Below are 19749 nucleotides of genomic sequence, written 5' to 3'. Positions count from 1 at the left end.
TATGCATGTTGAAGCAATTTACACCCACCGTATTCAATGCGGTGAGGCATTAGAAAAAATCCTTGATTACTATATTCCAAAATTGTTAAGAGAAAAGGTTGTGCTTGCTATTACATCAAAAATCATTTCCGTTTGCCAAAAACGAATAATTCGCAAAAACGCTTATTCTAAAGAAGAGCTAATTAGAAAGGAAGCTAGTGCGATTGCTGATACACGTTACAATCCTTGTGGAATTCACTTAACAATTAAAGATGATATCTTAATTCCATCTGCCGGTATCGATGAATCAAATGGTGATAGAATGTATACTTTATATCCAAAAGATGTTCAGAAAACAGCTGCATCAGTGTGGAGCTACCTTAGAAGAAAACACTGCATAGAACATCTTGGTATTTTAATTACAGATAGTAATATAACACCTATGCGCCTTGGGGTTACAGGGATTGCTCTTGGTTGGTGCGGGTTTGAACCACATTATTCTTATATAGGCAAACCAGACCTTTATAATAATCCACTCCAGGTAACACAAGTCAATCTTCTTGACGCGTTGGCAACATCTGCTGTTTTAGTTATGGGAGAAGGTGCAGAACAAACACCACTAGCAATAATTAGAAATGCACCAAAAATTCGCTTTCTTACCCGTCTACCAACTATAGAAGAGGAAAAAAGCGTTAAGATATCAATGCAAGAGGACCTTTACTCTCCTCTCTTCATGGGAATTAGGTGGTTAAAGAACGGAGAATAAATTTAAAAAACTTACAAAACTAAGTACATATAACCTAGCTTTTCCTTTTATATCATAAATTATTTATTATTAAACCTTTTGATAATATTTCTTATTTTTGCTGCCTCTTCAAACTCTAGATTCTCAGCATGCTTTAACATCTGCTTCTTTAAGTTTTTTAGATCAACGTTATTAATATAATTAATACCTTCCTCAGCTACTACTTTATTTTGTAGGGTATTAGATATATTCTTTATTATAGTTTTTGGTGTAATATTATGCAACGCATTATATTCTTGTTGTTTCTTTCTTCTTCTTTCAGTTTCCTTCAACGCACGGTCCAAAGAACCAGTTATTTTATCTGCGTACAAAATTGCCTTACCTTCAGCATTACGTGCAGCACGCCCTATCGTTTGAATAAAAGAAGTTTCCGATCGCAAAAATCCTTCTTTATCAGCATCCAAAATTGCAACTAAGCCACACTCCGGAATATCAAGACCTTCACGCAGTAAGTTAACACCAACTAACACATCGATTTCTTTTGATCTTAATTTACATATAATGTCAACTCTCTCTAACGCACCAATATCTGAGTGTAAATAACTCACCTTTATATTCATCTCACTCATATGATCAGCTAGCTTTTCAGCCATTTTTTTTGTTAATGTGGTAATTAGAACACAAAATCCATTATTTATTGTCAGTTGTGCTTCATGGATTACATCATCAACTTGATTTTCTGTCGATTTTATAATACAGACTGGGTCTGTAAGCCCTGTTGGACGAATAACTTGCTCTATAAATACATTATTGGTCTTTCCTAACTCATATTTTCCAGGGGTAGCTGAAATGTAAATAGTCTGCGGTCGTACCGCTTCCCACTCTTCAAACGTCAACGGACGGTTATCAAAAGCGGAAGGAAGTCTAAAGCCGTAATCAACCAATTTTTTTTTACGTGCCTCATTACCACTATACATTGCACCAATCTGAGGAATGGTAACATGACTTTCATCAACAAATAAAATTACACCTTCAGGCAAATACTCAAATAAAGTAGGTGGCGGGTATCCAGCTTCCATCTCATAGAGATAACGTGAATAGTTTTCAATACCTTTACAAGTTCCAGTTGTAACCATCATTTCGATATCAAAATTAGTACGCTGCTCAAGACGTTTTGCTTCAACAAACTTATTTTGTGAGTAGTAATAATCCAAGCGTTCATGCAGTTCTTTTTTAATCAGCTGAATTGACTGTAATAGAGTCTTACGTGATGTAATGTGATAGCTATTTGGAAAAACAGTGATTTTATTTATATGTTCAATAACATTGCCAGTCATAGCGTCAATTTGAGAGATTTTTTCTATTTTATTGCCAAACAACGATAAACGCCAAGCTTTATCTTTATGACAAGCAGGGAAAATATCAATAATATCTCCACGTACTCTGAAATATCCTCGTTCAAATCTAATATCGGAACGCTTATATTGAAGATCAGCTAAATTACTCAGAAAATCATCAACACAAATTTTATCTCCAACACTTAATGATATAGTCATATTAATATAGCTTTTAGGCGAACCAAGACCATATATACAGGAAACACTGGCAACTGTAATCGTGTCCTTGCGCTCTAAAAGAGAGCAAATAGCAGAATAACGTAGCATATCAATTTTTTCGTTGATTGTGGAGTCCTTTTCAATATAAGTGTCAGTCTGAGGTGAATAAGCTTCAGGCTGATAATAATCATAGTAAGAAATAAAATATCCAACAGAATTATAAGGGAAAAATCCTTTCATTTCCTCATAGAGCTGTGCCGCTAAAGTTTTGTTATGTGCCATAATTAATGCAGGCCTGTTTGTTCTTGCAATAACATTTGCCATAGTGAAAGTTTTTCCGGAGCCAGTAACTCCAAGCAAAATCTGATCCTTTTTATTATTGTTTAGCCCTGTAACTAAACTATCAATTGCTTGCGGCTGATCTCCAGCTGGTTTAAAGTGTGTAACAATTTGAAACTCCATAACTCCTATGCTCTTATAACACTTTATTATTAATATATCCGCTATGGTAAAAAAGATATAAGAATAAATGCCCAAAAAGCCTATTTTTTATTTTTGTAAAGTTCACTCCAAACCTTATTGTTAGTTAATACAAAAAATACCGTCAAAATTATGAAATACGCTACTACTTTAAATCCAAGCTTGTGCCTACGCTCTAATTCTGGCTCTGCTGTCCATTGCAAAAAATTTACTACATCATACGCCATATTTTCAACTGTTGCGTGTCTTGCATCATCATATTCCACCATCCCTTCAGAGAGAGGTGGTGCCATAGCTAACTTACCTGTTGGAAAGTACGGATTAAAATATAAATCATTCCCATCGTGTTCACCATTTTGATAGCCGGTCAAAAGTGAATAAACATAATTCGCACCGTCGTGCCTTGCTTTAACAATTAACGATAAGTCTGGCGGAACTGCACCATTGTTGCTTACTGCAGCTGCTTCCTTTGTACTAAAAGGTGCAATAAAATAATCTGAAGATATCCCAGGTCTATAGAACATTTCGCCTAGATCATTTGGACCATCTTTAACTTGATAAGAGGCTGCAATCTGTTTCACATCTTCTTCAGAAAAACCAACATCTTGTAAATTACGGAACGCCACCCTATTCATTGAATGACAAGCAGCACAAACTTCCTTATATACTTTATAGCCACGCTGAATTGACTTTCTATCAAAAGATCCAGTAATTCCATTGAAACTCCAGTTTATTTTTTTATTGGGTAATGGCTTGAATTCTTCTGCATACACAAAATTAACAAGAAACAATAAACAAAACACAGCAAATATATTTTTTACTAGCACTATTTCATCTCCAGCACAGAATCACTTATGGCTTTTGGCAGCTCTCTTTGCTTCTCGTATTTACTAAGTAGCGGCAAAATTACTACAAAGTATAAAAAATAGTAAAGAGTGGAAAGCCTACTTAAGGTAATGTAAGGTTCTTTTACTTCCTGCCCTCCAAGCCAAGCAAGGAATGCAAAATTTACTGTAAAGACCCAAAAAAAAACTTTAAATAATGGACGATAAGCACCACTTTTAACTTTTGCTTTATCAAGCCAAGGTAATAGGAACCATACTAAAATAGACCCAAGCATGGTAAACACACCAATAAGCTTATTTGGAATTGAGCGTAACATCGCATAAAAAGGTAAAAAATACCATTCCGGTACTATATGTACTGGAGTGACCATAGAATCAGCCTCTATATAATTATCCGGATGTCCAAGATAATTAGGGGCATAGAAAACAAACATAAATAAAACTATAAAAAATATACTAAGAGCTATACAATCTTTAACTATATAATATGGATAGAGTGGAATGGTATCTTTATTTGATTTCACTTCTATTCCACTTGGATTACCAGAGCCAAACCTATGCAAAGCAATAATATGTAGAGTAGCTAAAGCGATAATAACGAAAGGCAGAAAATAATGCAGAGCAAAAAAACGATTAAGCGTTGGATTGTCAACAGAAAAACCACCACATAACCATATGACTATTTTATCACCAATTAAAGGTATAGCTGAAAATAAGTTAGTTATAACTGTTGCACCCCAAAAACTCATTTGTCCCCAGGGAAGAACATATCCCATAAAAGCTGTCATCATCATTGTAAAAAATATGAGTATACCAATAAACCACACCATTTCCCGCGGCTTTTTATAAGATCCGTAATATAATCCACGCATTATGTGAATATAGACCACCATAAAGAAGAGCGAAGCTCCAATAGCGTGAGTATAGCGTACTAGCCATCCATAATTTACATCACGCATTATGCGCTCTATGCTGTTAAACGCATAATCAACATGTGGAGTATAGTGCATAGCGAGAAATATGCCTGTTATTATTTGCAAAATCAGCGCTATACCAGCTAAAGAACCAAAATTCCAAGCATAATTTAAATTTTTTGGCACTTGGTAAGAAGCAGTATGTTTTAAAAAAGAGAATATGGGTAATCTATATTCTATCCAACCTAATATGCTTTTTTCTTCCTTCATTGTTGTATCTTTTTTAATATCATCTTGCATAACTCAAAATTTTCTTTACCTCTAACTTATCTAGTATAGCAGCTTACCTCCTGTAAACAATAAAAACTTTAAACTAGGGAATTAGATCTTACTGCATCAAAAATTGTAAGTTTGATAGACTATTCCTTATTCTGTATGATTTTCTTTTCTTTTAGCAGGCTTTGCAGCTCACCTTTTTCATACATCTCACGAGTGATGTCACAACCACCAATAAACTCTCCTTTTATATATAATTGTGGAATCATTGGCCAGTCGGAAAACTCTTTTATGGACTGACGTACTTCATTATTTTCTAATACATTAACATATTTAAACTTAACGTTTAATTTTTTAAGAATCGAAACAACGAGCGCAGAAAACCCACATTGAGGAAAATCAGAAGTACCTTTCATATACAATACTACATCATTTTCCGTTATATCTTTTTTTATTTGTTCAAAATCATTCATAAATATCACCCCAAAATTAAGCACTAGTTTCTAGTTGTAACGCATGTATAGACTGGCCTTCTAGAGCCTTATATACCATTTTATGCTGTTCCACTTTTGTCTTCCCGAGAAAATACTTGGAAATTATTTTTAAATGATAATGATCACTATCTCCAACAAGGTCATTAATTTCTATATCAGAATCTGGAAATGACTGTTTGATGATTTTCTCTAATTCATGAACTGTAATAACCATTAATTCACCTTGAATATACAATATTTTTATTATAAATCTAAAACAACTATATGCAATTAGTTACTACGAAGACATTAAATTTAGTGTGTTAAGAGCATTCGCAAGACGAGATTTTAATTGGCTTTCATATCTACTCCAATCTTGTATTGCCTTCCTAGCAACATCTGAGTGTACTGCAGCTTTTGCAACAGCAGGAGAGACTACCGAAATTAACCTTGGGTCAAATGGAGTAGGTATTATATATTCACGCCCATAGTTCATTCTACGATTACCGTAAGCTGCGGATATCTCATCAGGCACTGGCTCATGTGCGAGCTTTGCTATTGCATCTGCAGCTGCAATTTTCATTTCGTTATTTATCACCGTTGCATGTACATCAAGCGCTCCCCTGAATATATAAGGAAATCCCATTACATTATTCACTTGGTTATTGTAATCTGATCTACCAGTTGCGATTATTGCATCTGGCCTTACAGATTTCGCAAACTCAGGCCTTACTTCTGGGTCAGGATTAGCAAGAGCAAAAATAATCGGATCTTTACTCATGCTCTTTAACATCTCTTCATTAAGCACATCTTTTACAGACAATCCGATAAATACGTCAGCATCTTTTATTGCATCGAGTAAAGAACGTTCTCTAGTATCAATCGCATATTTTTCCTTCCATTTGTTCATATACTCTTTTCTATCTTTGTATACTACTCCTTTTTTATCACACAGTACTATATTTTTAGCACCCATGGACCTCAGTATTTCTAAACATGCAATACCAGCCGCACCAGCACCATTCATGATAACCTTAACGTCCTCTAATTTTTTTTTTGCAATATCAAGAGCATTTTCTATACCTGCTGCAACAACCACTGCAGTTCCATGCTGATCATCGTGAAACACTGGAATATCCATCAATTCGTTTAGACGCCTTTCTATTATGAAACAGTCAGGTGATCTTATATCCTCTAAATTTATTCCTCCCCAGCTTGGCCCAAGGTATCTTATTGCATTGATAAAATCTTCTATATCTTCCGTATCAACTTCTATATCGATTGCATCAATATCAGCAAAGCGCTTAAATAAAACAGCCTTACCTTCCATAACAGGTTTCGAGGCAAGAGGACCGATATTACCAAGCCCAAGCACTGCAGTACCATTTGAAATAACAGCGACGCAATTGCTTTTTGTTGTATAATCATAGACAGCTTCAGGATTTTTAGCTATTTCAAGGCATGGAGCTGCAACTCCAGGTGAATAAGCAAGCGACAAGTCATGCTGAGTAAATAAAGGTTTTGTTGGCAAGATAGATATTTTACCAGGATTGTTTTCTCTATTGTGATACTTAAGTGCTTCTTGTTTTGTAGTACTATCTAAATCATCGTTCATCATTACATCCTTATATTTTAAGTTCATAGTTAATAAATTTTTAAGTATATAGAGTTTTTATAAATGTTCAATCGTAAACTATTAGCTTGTGAATTGCACCCCACTTCTGTATAAGTTTACTGTACTGCATTAAAATTACATTGCATGCTTAAGAAAAACCTGCCTAATTTGTTGACAATTTCTCGTGCACTTGCAATACCAGCAATAATATTAAGTTTTTACGTAGAAAACAAATATGCAAACCTGATAACAATATCAATCTTTATATTTGCATGCATTACAGACTTTTTTGATGGTTACCTAGCACGTACATGGAAAGTTCAATCAAAATTCGGCAGGCTATTTGACCCAATTGCTGACAAATTAATAGTAGTTTCAACAATAATTATGCTAATTTATAAGCACAAAATAAATGATTTTACAGTCATACCATCAGTTATAATCGTTTGTAGAGAGATATTAGTCTCTGGTTTACGAGAGTTTTTAATGGCTACAAATGCTAGCTTGCCTGTAAGCAAAGTTGGGAAAATCAAAACATTTTTACAGATGGTTGCTGTTATAGCGCTAATAGTAAACAATTATGAGATAGCCCAACGTATAGGTACAACTTGTCTGTGGATTGCAGCTATCATAACCGTATGGTCAGGCTACAACTATGTTTTAACTGGTATTAAACAGACTAGCTGAATTTTTCAAGAAACAATTAATATATAAATAATTAAGACTTCAATAAACTTAATTAAGTAATCGAAATCCTGTATGGTGTATTATGTAAGCCAATAGGATTTTAGTATGACTAGTAGCTTTAGGGCTAAATTTTCTACTGAAGATTTTTTTTCTGGGCTTTTAGCTAACAGTTGATGAAGAAATTCGAAAAAAAGACTTAAACAAGAAGTTATTAACACTAAAAGAAGAGCTTGAACAAGAACTATTAACGTTGAAAAAAAAGAGAGTTATATAAATAACAATACATATCGTTAATCATAATGGTTCTATTTGTATTGTTGATGGCTAATATGTAGCAGTCAGGCACTGCTGATGGTATAGATAGTGCACTAAACTACACTATATTAGCCTTTCTCAGGCTTATATCTTATTTATATGCTAAACTTAATTTATAATAATAGAAAGATAGCAAAAAAGAATAAGGGTTAGAAATATCGAAAATGGGAAAAGAAGCAAAAAGAAAAGAGTATAATACATTAATGTAAGTGAGTATTTAATCTACATCGAAGGCATAACAACTGTACTAATTATTGTAAGTATAGCAACGAGTAAAGCACCTTTATTTGAAAGAACAAAGGATACAATTTTACTTCTTTCTAATACAATCTCTTTTTCTTTTACACTTCTTTAAGTGTGAAAAAAATAAGAAAAAGGAAACAGGAAGCATGATTTTAATAAGAAGTCCAGAGTGAACAACTAGCAAATAATACCTACTGTCGGATTAGCGCTTACTGATGCTTCTGTATTCTTAATAAGAAGGCCAATGTTAATGGCATTGGCACCTCCGTTAAGCCATATGCTGTTTGGATCTACTTTAGGTTTGGTAGAGGTATTGGCTTTTTATGGTTATACAGTAAGTATTAATTATATATTTTTCACAGTAAGACACTAAAGAATCTAAAAGTAAAAGGAAAAAGTTCTTTAAATGGCAAACAGCACTGTCTTAAATTTAGAAGGTAACAATGGTGCACAAGAATTAATTATACAATTTTTCTGCTACTTAATGATTTTTGAGAATCTCAAAAATCTATTTATTTAACTGGTATTTAGTCTATACTGTGTTTTGATTAAAAAAAATCTTATGTGTAAGACTTTAATCACGTGTTTTATTTTTTTTATTTGCTCCTTTATGCAATCTTATGCGAATGATTATGAAAGAACCGAAGCTGAGCTATACAAGGAGGCAGTTAAACTTTTCGACCAGAAAAAATACAAACAGGCTATCAGGGCATTTCAAAAAATTGAAGACTTATATCCCCTCTCTTATGGGGCAATGAAAGCCGGGTTATTATCTAGTGTTTCTCACTATAACATGGGTGATTATGCCAGTGCCGCAAGTAATGCAGATGGTTACATACAGACTTATCCAAATGGTGAAGATTTACCGTATGTATATTACTTAAGGATATTATCTTATTACATGCAAATTCATAAAGTGCAACTTGAACAACAAACTGCATACAAAACTTTAGACTTAGCTACCGAGTACATTAATCTCTTTCCAAACAGCATATATACAGAAAAGGTAAAAAGAAAAATAAAGCTAGTCACAGAGCACATATTAGCAAAAGAATATTCTATTGGTAGGTTCTACTTAAGACGTGGTGAATATTTAGCAGCGATTAAACGTTTTCAAAATGTAATAAGCAATAAGGATTCTAGCTATTCTCCTAAATCTATTAGCTATTTAATAACAGCCCATTTAGCTCTCGGCCTTGATTTGGAAGTTCAGCAATATGAAAACCTGTTAGCAGAAAACCCTAAAAAGTAAAAATAAAGTTCACATAAAAATAATAATAGCAAGTTTAAAAATTTGCTTTAGTTTTTTCTATACCTTAGTATATAATGAAGTCTTTAATTATTCAAATGTGGCTGGTCACTCACAATTTTCAAACATAAAACATCGGAAAGGCGCTCAGGATGCAAAACGCTCTCAAAAATTCACAAAGCTCATTAGAGAAATAATGGCTATTGCAAAGCAAGGACTACCTGATCCTGAACTTAATCCACGCCTTCGCTCTGCTGTATCTACTGCACGCAAAGAGAATCTACCAAAAGACAAAATAGAAACAGCAATAAGAAACGCAACTGGTAGTGTTATAGGAAAAAATTATGAGGAAATACAATATGAAGGCTATGGACCCTCTGGTACTGCACTCATTGTTCATGCTTTAACGAATAACCGCAATCGAACTACCTCTGAGGTGCGTCATATTTTCTCTCGCAAAGGTGGAAGTTTAGGAGAAATAGGGAATGTTAGTTATCTTTTCGACCACATAGGGTTAATCATCTATAAAGCAGAGAATGTAAATTTTGAAAGTCTATTTACTCATGGAATCGAATTAGAAGTATTGGATGTTGAAGAAAATAATAAAGAAGGATTATACATCATAACTTGTAAAGTAAAAGATTTTAGTAGAGTACGCGATGCTTTTTATGCAAAATTTGGAAAGCCAGAGCTTGTTCGCCTTTCATGGCAACCAAAGGACCTAGTGGAAATTAGCGATAAAGAATTAATTAAGAAATTATCTACGTTAGTTAAAGAGCTAGAAGATAATGATGATGTACAATACGTTGATGGTAATTTTACTTTTGCTGATTCTATTTAAACTATGAGGCTAATAATACTTATATTGCTTTACACTTTACCAATGTTCAACTTACATGCCTCTAAAACACCAGGTAACAATAGAGAGATCTTGTTAATATCCAGTAACATAAAATCTTCCTTTTTTACCACTGGGATCGAACAAGGATTAGCGCCAAATACAGTAATGGAGTTAATCAACATATATGAAAATTTTGGTACAAACTTTGAAAAAGACATTGTACCAGAAAGCAATTTGAAGGTTCTCTTTGAGAGATCGTTTAATGACCAAAAGACCGAAGAAAATATTTTATACACTTCACTGACAACAAACAAAAAAACTACTTGCTTGTATCATTATAAGCCACAAAACGGTAAAAAAAGGTATTTTAATAAAGATGGAATAAGCTTAAGAGGTGGCAAAATTTTCGTAAGCCCTTTAAACGGAGATTTTCACGTATCCTCGAAATTTGGTAATAGAAAACACCCTATTCACGGTAAAGTTATTTTTCACAAAGGAGTAGATTATGCAACTAAATTTGGTGCTCACATACATGCCGCTGCAGATGGTGTAATAGAATATATAGGAAATAATGGAGAGTATGGTAAATATATCAAAATAAAACATAAAAATAGGTATTCAACCTGCTATGCTCACATAAGTAAATTTAGCTGCGATATAAAATTAGGCTCTAAAGTAAAGCAAGGGCAGGTCATTGCTTATGTTGGTAGCACTGGTGTTTCAACAGGGCCACATTTACATTACGAGATCATATACAACGGTAAATATATTGATCCACTTACAATAGCACATAAAAGCAAAGTAAAGTTAATTGATCATGAATTAAAGGAGTTTAAACTATTCGTAAATAAGATAGACAAAACGGTCAATAAAGAGAATTTCAGTGAAAAAAAGTTTAAAAGGTACGTGGAAAGAGACGATAAATAATAAAAATTTAAGTCAATTCCGTTTTTTCTCGTACTTAATAGTATTAAGTTAATCTTATTGTACTTTTAACCTATGATAATATAGTTGCGCTTGAAGCTGTTCTTGTTTCAATACTGATTCTTTTTTAAAAATTTTTGTTAATAATCCTAACAAAGCAAGAGTGACAAAATTTCTTGGATATTATATTGAAGCTTATTTTAAATCTAGAATATCTATTACAGTTTCACCTACAAACAAATATGTTATTTTTTTAAAATTTTTAAGCATTAACGTAGAAAAATTAAGGTGAATGATGCAAAACGGGAATTCAATAGAAATTTTAGTAGTAATTATCTGAAAAGTAAGCAGTCCTGCAAAGGCATATTATAATGCTAGTAACTATTGTAAGTTCGTTTTTGTGCAAAGCAACTCAATGACAAGAGAACTAATAAGCAATTACCTATGTGCAGTAAAAATGACAAAGAATTTTTGCATGAAAATTGCTAATAAAATTTCAGATGAATTGCTTTCAATATTACAAAAAGGATTAAATATTGTAGAAACTAAAATTATAAAAGCTATAATATTATGTTTTTATATTTTACATATTTATCTGAAATTACACGAGTGATGCTGAGACGCAAACAAACATATACTGCTACCTCTACAAGAAAATATATAGTGCAAAACGAACGAAAACCATTGAGGAGTAACAGCTAATTCAAAAAAATAAAAGCGCACAATTGAATGGCAAACAAAAGGTTCAACTGTCAATAGTTTTACCGTTTGTCCTAATCTCCAAGCAAGACGCATATCTGACAAACAAGTTAGACTATAATTGACATAAAATACAACAGATGCGTGAACTGGCAACTAAGTAATATTATTAAAACATGTACGTTAGAGATGTTTTAAAAAGCTGAAAGTAAGAAAGTATAACCCTTTGACGTAATTTTAATCGTTAAAACAAAGTAGAAAAATACATGTACATAAATATTAAAGAATTCTTCGTTTCATTGTGATGATTACAACTTAATTGGATTTTCCTCAAGGATATAGAGCATGTGTAGCTAAACTTCTGTGCTGCTTAGCAGCATTGCTAGATTAGTAATTATCATCACATCAATTACTCAAAATATTATTATGATCCAAAATCTACACTAGAATATCATAACCATATACTACACTGCAACACTGTAATATACAATACCAATACTATCCTGCTCAATAGAAAAATACCTGAGTTAATTATTTTTAAAATTAGGTAATACCACCTATTTTTGCTATAGAATGGAGGAGTAAATAATTTATATAACAGGAATCTTGATAGCACAAATCCAAATTTATGTACTAGGTTAAGCACAACATATTTACTTGATCAAAATTACTATAACTTTTCCAAGTAATAGCTAAAACTTGAAAATAATGGTTACTGCCATTAATAATAACTGGTATTACTAGAAGAACTATTGATCCTAACACCTTAGGCATTTTCTCGATGCAACAGGTAGTATCTTTTACACATCTACACTTCCTAAAAGGACACACCTTTAAAAAGAGGTATTACCTGCTTTTCTTTACTGAGAAATACCAAAATATCTCTACTTAGCATACTAAAAACTCAAACACATTAACTAAAGATTAAATAGAAACTACATCTCAGCTTACTTTTCTAAAAAAGAGTTCTTGCTTTAATTGAAGTCTAGGCCGACAGGTTATTCATAAAAGTACATAATAGTATATATCTGTTATAGGTACTTCTGTTATCAAACTTAACGCTAACATAGTTTCTATTGCTACAGTAGATATAGAGATAAAACATCTTGACTTTGATACACTAGCTTATGGCAAAGAATTACAGGAACAAAAACATTCATTACTAATCCTCTACTTACCAGTAAGAAAATTGATTGCAATTAATCACTAGCTCTTCTAAGACATAGTTATTTAGAATGATCGTTAATGTACTGGAACATTTCTCTAAAAACTTTTTTGTAATTTAACGATAATTCTTGCTTTCATTTACTCTTGTTCTTAATAAAAGAAACTGTTCTTCACTGCTGTAAAATTCTTTTCCGCGTGTATCAGCGCTAGTTAAATTTTGCTTAAATCCTATCCATGCATATTGCTTTCAAGATTTTCCTATCAACAAGTTAATTGAAGTTTTGTCTATATTTTCGTCATTAATAATGAAATTCACTTTATAAAAATCATCATATACTGGTGTTCAAGGATTTTGTTCCTTTGTTATTCCTTTACAACTCTTAATTTACTAAAATTGAAATCTTCGACTTAAGCTTTCAATATAACCATTGGACTTTTCTTTGCTTCTACTATAGCAGTATCCTACCAAACCTTAACTATACTATAAAAATTAATAATAATCTGATAACGGTGCCTGTTGTATAGACTAAGATTCTCCTTTGGTTTAATATAGATGTATAATAGAAGAAGTTTATGATGAAAGAATCATTAGCAAAAACTAATGTAGTGCAAGTTGAAGATAAAAAAGCAGCAAAAGGCTTTTTAAAAATACTAGGTGAAGTAACAGATGCTGTAAGGTCGTGGATTGGTAACATTGGCACTGATTTAGATAATAGTCGTGATATTAATAGTCTAGTTTCGAAGATGAATGAGTGCTTAAATCCAAAAGGAGGAGAAGTCTCAGCACGTAAGAATACTGTATCTCTCGGTAACTTGTATTTAAGTTTATCAGAGAAAGGTAAAATAAGGTTTTTACAAACTCTGGCAGAGAAATTTAATACAAGCAAGGCAGAAATAGATAAGAAAATAAAAGGATACAAGGAAAATAAGAATCCTGAGTTAGACTATAAATTTGAACAGGACTTGATAAAAGTCCTTGAATCACCGCGTTCTAAAATATTGAAGCAATTTATTTCTTTACCAGAAGGCCTCAAGTTTATTGTTGATATGCGTTCTGATGTACTTAAGTTAAGAAATCAATATAAAGAGCTTAACCGATTAGAAAGTGAATTAAAAAGCATACTTCTCTCCTGGGTTGACGTCGATTTACTTGATCTTCGTCAAATTACCTGGGGTTCACCTGCATCATTATTAGAAAAACTTATAAAGTATGAAGCTGTGCATAAAATTTCTTCATGGAGTGATCTAAAAAATAGACTAGACTCTGACCGTCTCTGTTTTACCTTTTTTCATTATAAAATACCAAATGAACCTCTGATTTTCGTAGAGGTTGCATTAATGAATAAGATTGCAGATAGCATTCAATACCTCTTAGATGAATCAACGCCCTCAAGTGATCCAAGCAATGCAAATACTGCTATATTCTATTCAATATCAAATACCCAAACAGGATTGTCTGGAATTAGCTTAGGTAATTTCTTGATCAAAAGGGTTGTAGAAAAGCTATCACAGGAGTTTAAAAGTATAAAAACATACGCAACACTTTCTCCGATACCTGGCTTTACAAAATGGCTAAAAGGAAATCTAAGGCAGGATACTATTTTATTAGGAAAATTAGGTATAAAACAGTCTATTACAAAGATTTTAGAAAGCATAGAACAATTAAAAACTAACACTGAATACGAAAAACAATACTTGCTGAAACTTTGTGCATATTACTTACTAAAGGTTAAAAACAATAATGGCAATGCCTATGACCAAGTGGCACACTTTCATTTAAGCAATGGTGCATCAATAAAGCAACTAAACTGGATGGCAGATACTTCTGAAAAGGGCATTAGTCAATCTGCTGGAATGATGGTGAATTACTTATATGAATTGTCTAAAATAGATAATAATCACGAAAATTATATGATTAATAAAATGATTTCTTGCGCAAAGCAGGTATCATCTATATTAAAAGGATAAGTAAATAATTGTCCTAATAATACTTAAAATACAAAATAGTTTTACTTAAATAAGTAGATTAATGAATAAAATAAGAAATTTTGCAATAATAGCACATATAGATCACGGAAAATCAACTCTTGCTGATCGTTTAATAGAGTGGTGTAATGCCCTTGAAGCAAGAGAAATGACCAATCAAGTGCTCGATTCAATGGAGATAGAACGTAAACGTGGAATTACAATCAAAGCACAGACAGTGAAACTCAGCTATACTGCAAATGATGGTAATCAATATTGCTTAAACCTTATAGATACCCCAGGTCATGTTGACTTTTCATATGAAGTAAGTCGAAGCTTAGCTGCGTGTGAAGGTTCGCTTTTGATAGTGGATAGTAGCCAGGGAATTGAAGCTCAGACCCTTGCAAATGTATACAGAGCAATTGAAAATAATCATGAGATAATAGTTGTACTCAACAAAGTCGATCTTCCTGCTGCAGATCCAGAGATGGTAAAACTTCAAATTGGAGAAGTAATTGGCATTGATACAAGTAACTCAATTTTAATATCGGCAAAAACTGGACTCGGAATAAGGGATGTATTAGAAGCAATAGTGACGAAGCTTCCAGCTCCACGTGGTGACATAGATGCTCCGCTACAAGCAATTTTGATTGATAGTTGGTATGATACTTATCTGGGAGTGGTAATTTTAGTACGAGTTAAAAATGGAATACTAAAAAAAGGCATGAGAATTATCATGATGTCTAACAATGCTACATATCAGGTAGATAATATCGGTATTTTTACCCCTAAAAAGGTCATGACTGGTGAACTTTCAACAGGTGAAATTGGTTTTATAACTGCTTCAATAAAAAAAGTAACAGACTGTAAAGTGGGAGACACTATTACCGAAGAGATAAGACCATGCAGTAAGGCATTGCCAGGTTTTAAAGAAGTCCACCCTGTGGTATTTTGTAGTATTTTTCCTGACAAAACAGATAACTTTAAATATTTAAAAGAAGCGCTAGAAAAATTACACTTAAATGATGCAAGTTTTACTTTCGAGACTGAGACTTCGAATGCGCTAGGTTATGGATTTCGTTGTGGTTTTTTAGGAATATTACATCTTGAAGTTATTCAAGAAAGGCTTGAAAGGGAGTTTAATTTAAGCTTAACAGTAACCGCACCAAGTGTTATATATAAAATTACAACACAAAATGGCAAAATTCTGAACACTCATAACTCTAATGAAATACCAGATCTAACAAAAATTAAGATAGTTGAGGAACCGTGGATTACTGCAACCATAATAACACCTGACCAATATTTAGGAGAAATTATATCTTTGTGTGAAGAGAGAAGAGGAAAACAGAAGGACTTATCTTATATTGGTAACACATCAACAACACTGCTAAAATATAAGCTGCCACTGTCTGAAGTTGTTTTTGACTTTTATGATAGACTGAAATCAATTTCTAAGGGGTACTCAAGTTTGGATTGGAAAGTTTCCGATTATCAGGAAAGTCAAGTAGATAAACTAACTTTTTTAGTCAATGGGAAACTAGTTGACGCATTAACCTGCATTATTCATAAAAGCAGAGTAGAAAAAAGAGGAAGAGAAATATGTTCTCGTTTAAAAGACTTAATACCGCGCCAGCAATACAAAATTATAATTCAAGCAGCAGTAAGTGGTAAAATTATTGCCAAAGAGATAATTAATCCGTACAGAAAGGATGTAACAGCTAAACTTTATGGTGGAGATGTAACGCGGAAGATGAAGCTTTTAGAAAAGCAAAAGAAAGGTAAGAAAAAGCTATATTCTATAGGAAGAGTAGTAAATATTCCACATAATACTTTTATTCAAGCTTTGAAAATAAATGACTAGTATATGGATTATAACTAAAGACACTCAGATTTATTAATAAAATGTTCCTCACATAATTATCAATAATTGTCTTAAATTCCTCGGATATGTTGTTGATTTGTAAAATCTTAAAATACTTACCATCTTTATAAACTGCTGAAACTGACTCTTCTCCATATCCAGGTAAACTAATTCCTAAATTAATATATTTACTCTCTCCGAAACCGTTTACGACGCAACTCATAACAGCAATATTTATATGTTCTACATCTGTTTTTTCTTTCAGGCCGGCATGTAAATTTTTATGTAATCATTTACTTCTTTAGTCAATACACGGAAACAATCGCTACTTATGCGCGTCCACATCCTGAACATAAGCTAACTTGAGGTTAAAGTGGTGTAAGCTATGGATTGCAATATTTCTTAACACACTCTCACCTCATTAATTCGCGATTCACCAAGACATTAAGTTAAAAAAGTACGTATCATAGTATCATATCTCCAGCGCCATTTTGTAATAAATAAGCAAGCCCTGCTATAGTACTTATAACACCCCTTATTACTTGCTGGTTTATGTAAGAAAGCATAATTAGAAATCCTTGCAAGTGCCAGGCAAACTAGAATTAGATATTGCACCTACTCATTTTACAAGAAATAATTATTTTGTCTGAGCTGAGTCCAATTTTTCAGCTTTTTTTGCACTGCTAAGACAGACATTATAAGTACTTCACGTAAATAGAAAGACCATGTTTTACTCATATTCTATAACTCTTTCAAATTTCTTATCACGTTTATTGCTAAAACCTATATTACCTAGATTTATCTTAATTTTATCTAGTATTTTGATGTTTTCTGAATAGTTTTGAATTAACCTATCAATTCATATTGTCCGCAACCTACTAATACCTATCAAAACCCTCTTTATTTATCTCTTCTAGTATATAAAGTATTGCTCTTGCCATTTATACTTCTTATGAGCTTTAAGCAACTCGTACTAGCTCTAAACCCGCATGAGCTAGTTCTATTATTTCTTTCGAATATTGCCCAGCACTGTTTTTTTACGCTGCTAGGATCTACATGCACCATAGATTGCACAACTATGGGGTTACCCCGCCTATCTTTATTCGCTAAACTTTTACAACATGAGTCTTGTCTTATGTCGAGAAGATTCGTGTAGTTTGTTCCATAGATCTTTATCCAGCACATCATTAAATCTACCCTGTAGTATCAATTACACTCTCAAATGAATCCAAACTATTTAAATTATGGTGTGCCTCATTATTAAGATCATTACCGGAATCATGTGAGCACGTTTTTTTTAATGGCATGTTTTTTATAGTAACATTCATAGGAAAATTTTTTTTCTCTTGTGCCGCTTTAACCTTTTTTTCCTCTTGCCGTTTATCTTCGAGCTGCTCGTTTTTATATTTAGAAATCTGCCCTTGGTCTATGAACGTAGCTCCTTTCAGACGTGCAATATCGATACCATACCGGTTTATCATAGCCTCCTTTCCATCATCAACTATACAAGCTTCTAAAGCACTTAGTCTATTATTAAGAATAGCAATTTTTCTTTTCTCCAACTTTTTAGCTAAATTCTCTTTACTTACGTCAGCATTAACCCTACTCTGCAACTTTTTCTTCTTTAGAAGTTCTCTACGCTTCTTATACAGTTTATACGACTCAACAAAATTCTCATCTTCATGAAAGTTTACACCGCCAGGGTTACCTGGAGGTTTATATTTCTCACTAAGCTTTAGTTTAGACTTAGCTTCAGTACTGCATACAATAAAAAAGCTAAAAACCAAAAATATTAGTATAAATAAAACTCGAGAAAAAATCTTAAGCATATAGTGTCATAAATGTTATGCTCTTTAAATAGCAACTAACAAACTTTAAGTAAACCAGAATTTTACTAATCTTCTAATGAAGAGTAACTTATATTTGATTAACGCAAGTGAGTCTTTCAAGTATTTATATATAACTTATTTCATTTCTCTTCTTATTACTGTTTCTTATTAATATATTTATAAAGTAGCTGACTTTTTAGTCACTGTAATATAAAATTAAATAACAGTTAGTGAAAAAATGATGTTAATTTTCAAAAAAACCTAGAAGATATTTAATAGGAAAACATAAATTAGCATTAGAGAAATGAAAGAAATGCTTACCAGAAAACTTAAATACCCTATTAGAGAATTTAGCAAAGCTAGTACCGAGATCTGATCACCAAACAGCATCAAAAGAAACAACAATTTCCTATTAATTTAGGTAACAAAAAGATTCTCATTGAAAGTAAGGCTTTATATTAAGTAAAGCCACACATTCAAACATCTTTTCCCCCAGTTTATTACTACTCTCCAGAGATAGGAACTAAAGAAAGAGAGATTTATGAAAGTAATTCAAGAGTTAAATATTTTACTTTAAATAAGTAAGCTGACTAAACAAGACTCATTAGCAAAGAAAATTGAGAACGGAAATTATATAGCTTAAGTCACACTTAACAGAAAGCTAATAATTCACAAATATATTAACGCTAATAAAGATGGATTAGCTTACTGTAATTCACCACTTATAGTTAGTAACCGGTTTCATGTTCTACTTTAATGAAGGTAAAGGGAAGTAAAATAACTTATATAGATAATAACAGCAGGCATTATAAACCGACATTAGTAAATTTATACAATATAGTAAAAAAGCTAAAATTAGAAGACTTATTTCCAAAAAATGCAGTTGTCTATCTGATATATTAGATTAATTCTATAGGGTAAATTCTGTTTATGCATAAAATCATCCCAGCAAAACAAGAACCAATGAAGAAATTTTAGGAAAACGGAAAAAAGAAAAAATAGATTAACCAAGTATGGAAGCATTTTATTAAAACAAAAGAGCACAATGAATAGTACAATTTCTTGCAAGTTACAAACTACCAG

General features: G+C 32.4%; 15 protein-coding genes. 7 read left to right on the top strand and 8 right to left on the bottom strand.

The window, feature by feature from the left end; genetic code table 11:
• Position 1 precedes the first annotated feature (1 nt).
• Positions 2-745 carry a putative folate metabolism gamma-glutamate ligase gene (locus tag WOO_RS02270; RefSeq protein ID WP_014869065.1) on the top strand — a complete coding sequence of 248 codons (744 nt, stop codon included), beginning with the start codon at positions 2-4 and terminating at the stop codon, positions 743-745.
• A 59-nt stretch (positions 746-804) separates the two neighbouring features.
• Here WOO_RS02270 and uvrB read toward each other — a convergent pair whose 3' ends face one another.
• The 6 genes from uvrB to WOO_RS02240 all read right to left on the bottom strand — a co-directional run bounded on the left by uvrB (position 805) and on the right by WOO_RS02240 (position 6883).
• Positions 805-2742, bottom strand: a complete 1938-nt coding sequence (gene uvrB / locus WOO_RS02265) for an excinuclease ABC subunit UvrB (protein ID WP_014869064.1) — start codon at positions 2740-2742, stop codon at positions 805-807.
• Between the two features lie 80 nt (positions 2743-2822).
• Positions 2823-3590, bottom strand: a complete 768-nt coding sequence (locus WOO_RS02260) for a cytochrome c1 (protein WP_044135416.1) — start codon at positions 3588-3590, stop codon at positions 2823-2825.
• Complete coding sequence (locus WOO_RS02255; protein WP_014869062.1) at positions 3587-4819, bottom strand: cytochrome b; 1233 nt, start codon at positions 4817-4819, stop codon at positions 3587-3589. Before WOO_RS02255 ends, WOO_RS02260 begins: the two co-directional genes overlap by 4 nt.
• A 119-nt stretch (positions 4820-4938) precedes the next feature.
• Positions 4939-5268 carry a Grx4 family monothiol glutaredoxin gene (gene grxD, locus WOO_RS02250; RefSeq protein ID WP_014869061.1) on the bottom strand — a complete coding sequence of 110 codons (330 nt, stop codon included), beginning with the start codon at positions 5266-5268 and terminating at the stop codon, positions 4939-4941.
• 16 nt (positions 5269-5284) lie between these two features.
• Positions 5285-5503, bottom strand: a complete 219-nt coding sequence (locus WOO_RS02245; RefSeq protein ID WP_014869060.1) for a BolA/IbaG family iron-sulfur metabolism protein — start codon at positions 5501-5503, stop codon at positions 5285-5287.
• Between the two features lie 63 nt (positions 5504-5566).
• The gene (locus WOO_RS02240; RefSeq protein WP_083848119.1) at positions 5567-6883 is read right to left on the bottom strand and encodes a malic enzyme-like NAD(P)-binding protein; all 1317 of its coding nucleotides are present in this window, start codon (positions 6881-6883) and stop codon (positions 5567-5569) included.
• Positions 6884-7027: 144 nt separating this feature from the next.
• Between WOO_RS02240 and pgsA the strand changes: the two genes are divergently transcribed.
• The 6 genes from pgsA (at position 7028) to lepA (ending at position 16837) form a co-directional block, all read left to right on the top strand.
• A complete protein-coding gene (gene pgsA / locus WOO_RS02235; protein WP_014869058.1) occupies positions 7028-7570 on the top strand; it encodes a CDP-diacylglycerol--glycerol-3-phosphate 3-phosphatidyltransferase in 543 nt (180 codons plus the stop codon).
• A 1120-nt stretch (positions 7571-8690) separates the two neighbouring features.
• A complete protein-coding gene (locus WOO_RS02230) occupies positions 8691-9380 on the top strand; it encodes an outer membrane protein assembly factor BamD (protein WP_025264036.1) in 690 nt (229 codons plus the stop codon).
• A 97-nt stretch (positions 9381-9477) separates the two neighbouring features.
• Positions 9478-10218 (top strand): YebC/PmpR family DNA-binding transcriptional regulator, encoded by a 741-nt coding sequence (locus WOO_RS02225; RefSeq protein WP_014869056.1) that lies wholly within the window; start codon positions 9478-9480, stop codon positions 10216-10218.
• A 3-nt stretch (positions 10219-10221) separates the two neighbouring features.
• Positions 10222-11145 (top strand): M23 family metallopeptidase, encoded by a 924-nt coding sequence (locus WOO_RS02220; RefSeq protein ID WP_014869055.1) that lies wholly within the window; start codon positions 10222-10224, stop codon positions 11143-11145.
• Positions 11146-13581: 2436 nt separating this feature from the next.
• Positions 13582-14976: a malonyl-CoA decarboxylase gene (locus WOO_RS02210; protein WP_014869054.1), complete on the top strand. Its 1395-nt coding sequence runs from the start codon at positions 13582-13584 to the stop codon at positions 14974-14976.
• Positions 14977-15037: 61 nt separating this feature from the next.
• Positions 15038-16837: a translation elongation factor 4 gene (gene lepA, locus WOO_RS02205; RefSeq protein WP_014869053.1), complete on the top strand. Its 1800-nt coding sequence runs from the start codon at positions 15038-15040 to the stop codon at positions 16835-16837.
• Here the strand turns inward: lepA and WOO_RS04190 are convergent.
• Together WOO_RS04190 and WOO_RS02195 are read right to left on the bottom strand one after the other, a co-directional pair.
• Positions 16809-17060, bottom strand: coding sequence for a hypothetical protein (locus WOO_RS04190; protein ID WP_232500359.1), 252 nt, complete (start codon positions 17058-17060; stop codon positions 16809-16811). The two genes, lepA and WOO_RS04190, sit on opposite strands and share 29 nt — an antisense overlap.
• Before the next feature lie 970 nt (positions 17061-18030).
• Positions 18031-18666 carry a TRP75-related protein gene (locus WOO_RS02195; RefSeq protein WP_014869051.1) on the bottom strand — a complete coding sequence of 212 codons (636 nt, stop codon included), beginning with the start codon at positions 18664-18666 and terminating at the stop codon, positions 18031-18033.
• Positions 18667-19749: the final 1083 nt, after the last annotated feature.

Source organism: Wolbachia endosymbiont of Onchocerca ochengi, from assembly GCF_000306885.1.
Lineage (GTDB): Bacteria > Pseudomonadota > Alphaproteobacteria > Rickettsiales > Anaplasmataceae > Wolbachia.
The sequence above is the reverse complement of the archived record's forward strand: the minus strand, read 5'-3'. Positions and strand labels throughout refer to the sequence as shown.

Excerpts from the sequence above, each read along its gene's own strand:
- WOO_RS02210 (WP_014869054.1), top strand. The coding sequence starts at position 13,582 with ATGATGAAAGAATCATTAGCAAAAACTAATGTAGTGCAAGTTGAAGAT.
- WOO_RS02220 (WP_014869055.1), top strand. The coding sequence starts at position 10,222 with ATGAGGCTAATAATACTTATATTGCTTTACACTTTACCAATGTTCAAC.
- WOO_RS02270 (WP_014869065.1), top strand. The coding sequence starts at position 2 with ATGCATGTTGAAGCAATTTACACCCACCGTATTCAATGCGGTGAGGCA.
- uvrB (WP_014869064.1), bottom strand. The coding sequence starts at position 2,742 with ATGGAGTTTCAAATTGTTACACACTTTAAACCAGCTGGAGATCAGCCG.
- WOO_RS02230 (WP_025264036.1), top strand. The coding sequence starts at position 8,691 with ATGTGTAAGACTTTAATCACGTGTTTTATTTTTTTTATTTGCTCCTTT.
- WOO_RS02245 (WP_014869060.1), bottom strand. The coding sequence starts at position 5,503 with ATGGTTATTACAGTTCATGAATTAGAGAAAATCATCAAACAGTCATTT.
- WOO_RS02195 (WP_014869051.1), bottom strand. The coding sequence starts at position 18,666 with ATGCTTAAGATTTTTTCTCGAGTTTTATTTATACTAATATTTTTGGTT.
- WOO_RS02255 (WP_014869062.1), bottom strand. The coding sequence starts at position 4,819 with ATGCAAGATGATATTAAAAAAGATACAACAATGAAGGAAGAAAAAAGC.
- pgsA (WP_014869058.1), top strand. The coding sequence starts at position 7,028 with ATGCTTAAGAAAAACCTGCCTAATTTGTTGACAATTTCTCGTGCACTT.
- WOO_RS04190 (WP_232500359.1), bottom strand. The coding sequence starts at position 17,060 with ATGAGTTGCGTCGTAAACGGTTTCGGAGAGAGTAAATATATTAATTTA.
- WOO_RS02240 (WP_083848119.1), bottom strand. The coding sequence starts at position 6,883 with ATGAACGATGATTTAGATAGTACTACAAAACAAGAAGCACTTAAGTAT.
- grxD (WP_014869061.1), bottom strand. The coding sequence starts at position 5,268 with ATGAATGATTTTGAACAAATAAAAAAAGATATAACGGAAAATGATGTA.
- lepA (WP_014869053.1), top strand. The coding sequence starts at position 15,038 with ATGAATAAAATAAGAAATTTTGCAATAATAGCACATATAGATCACGGA.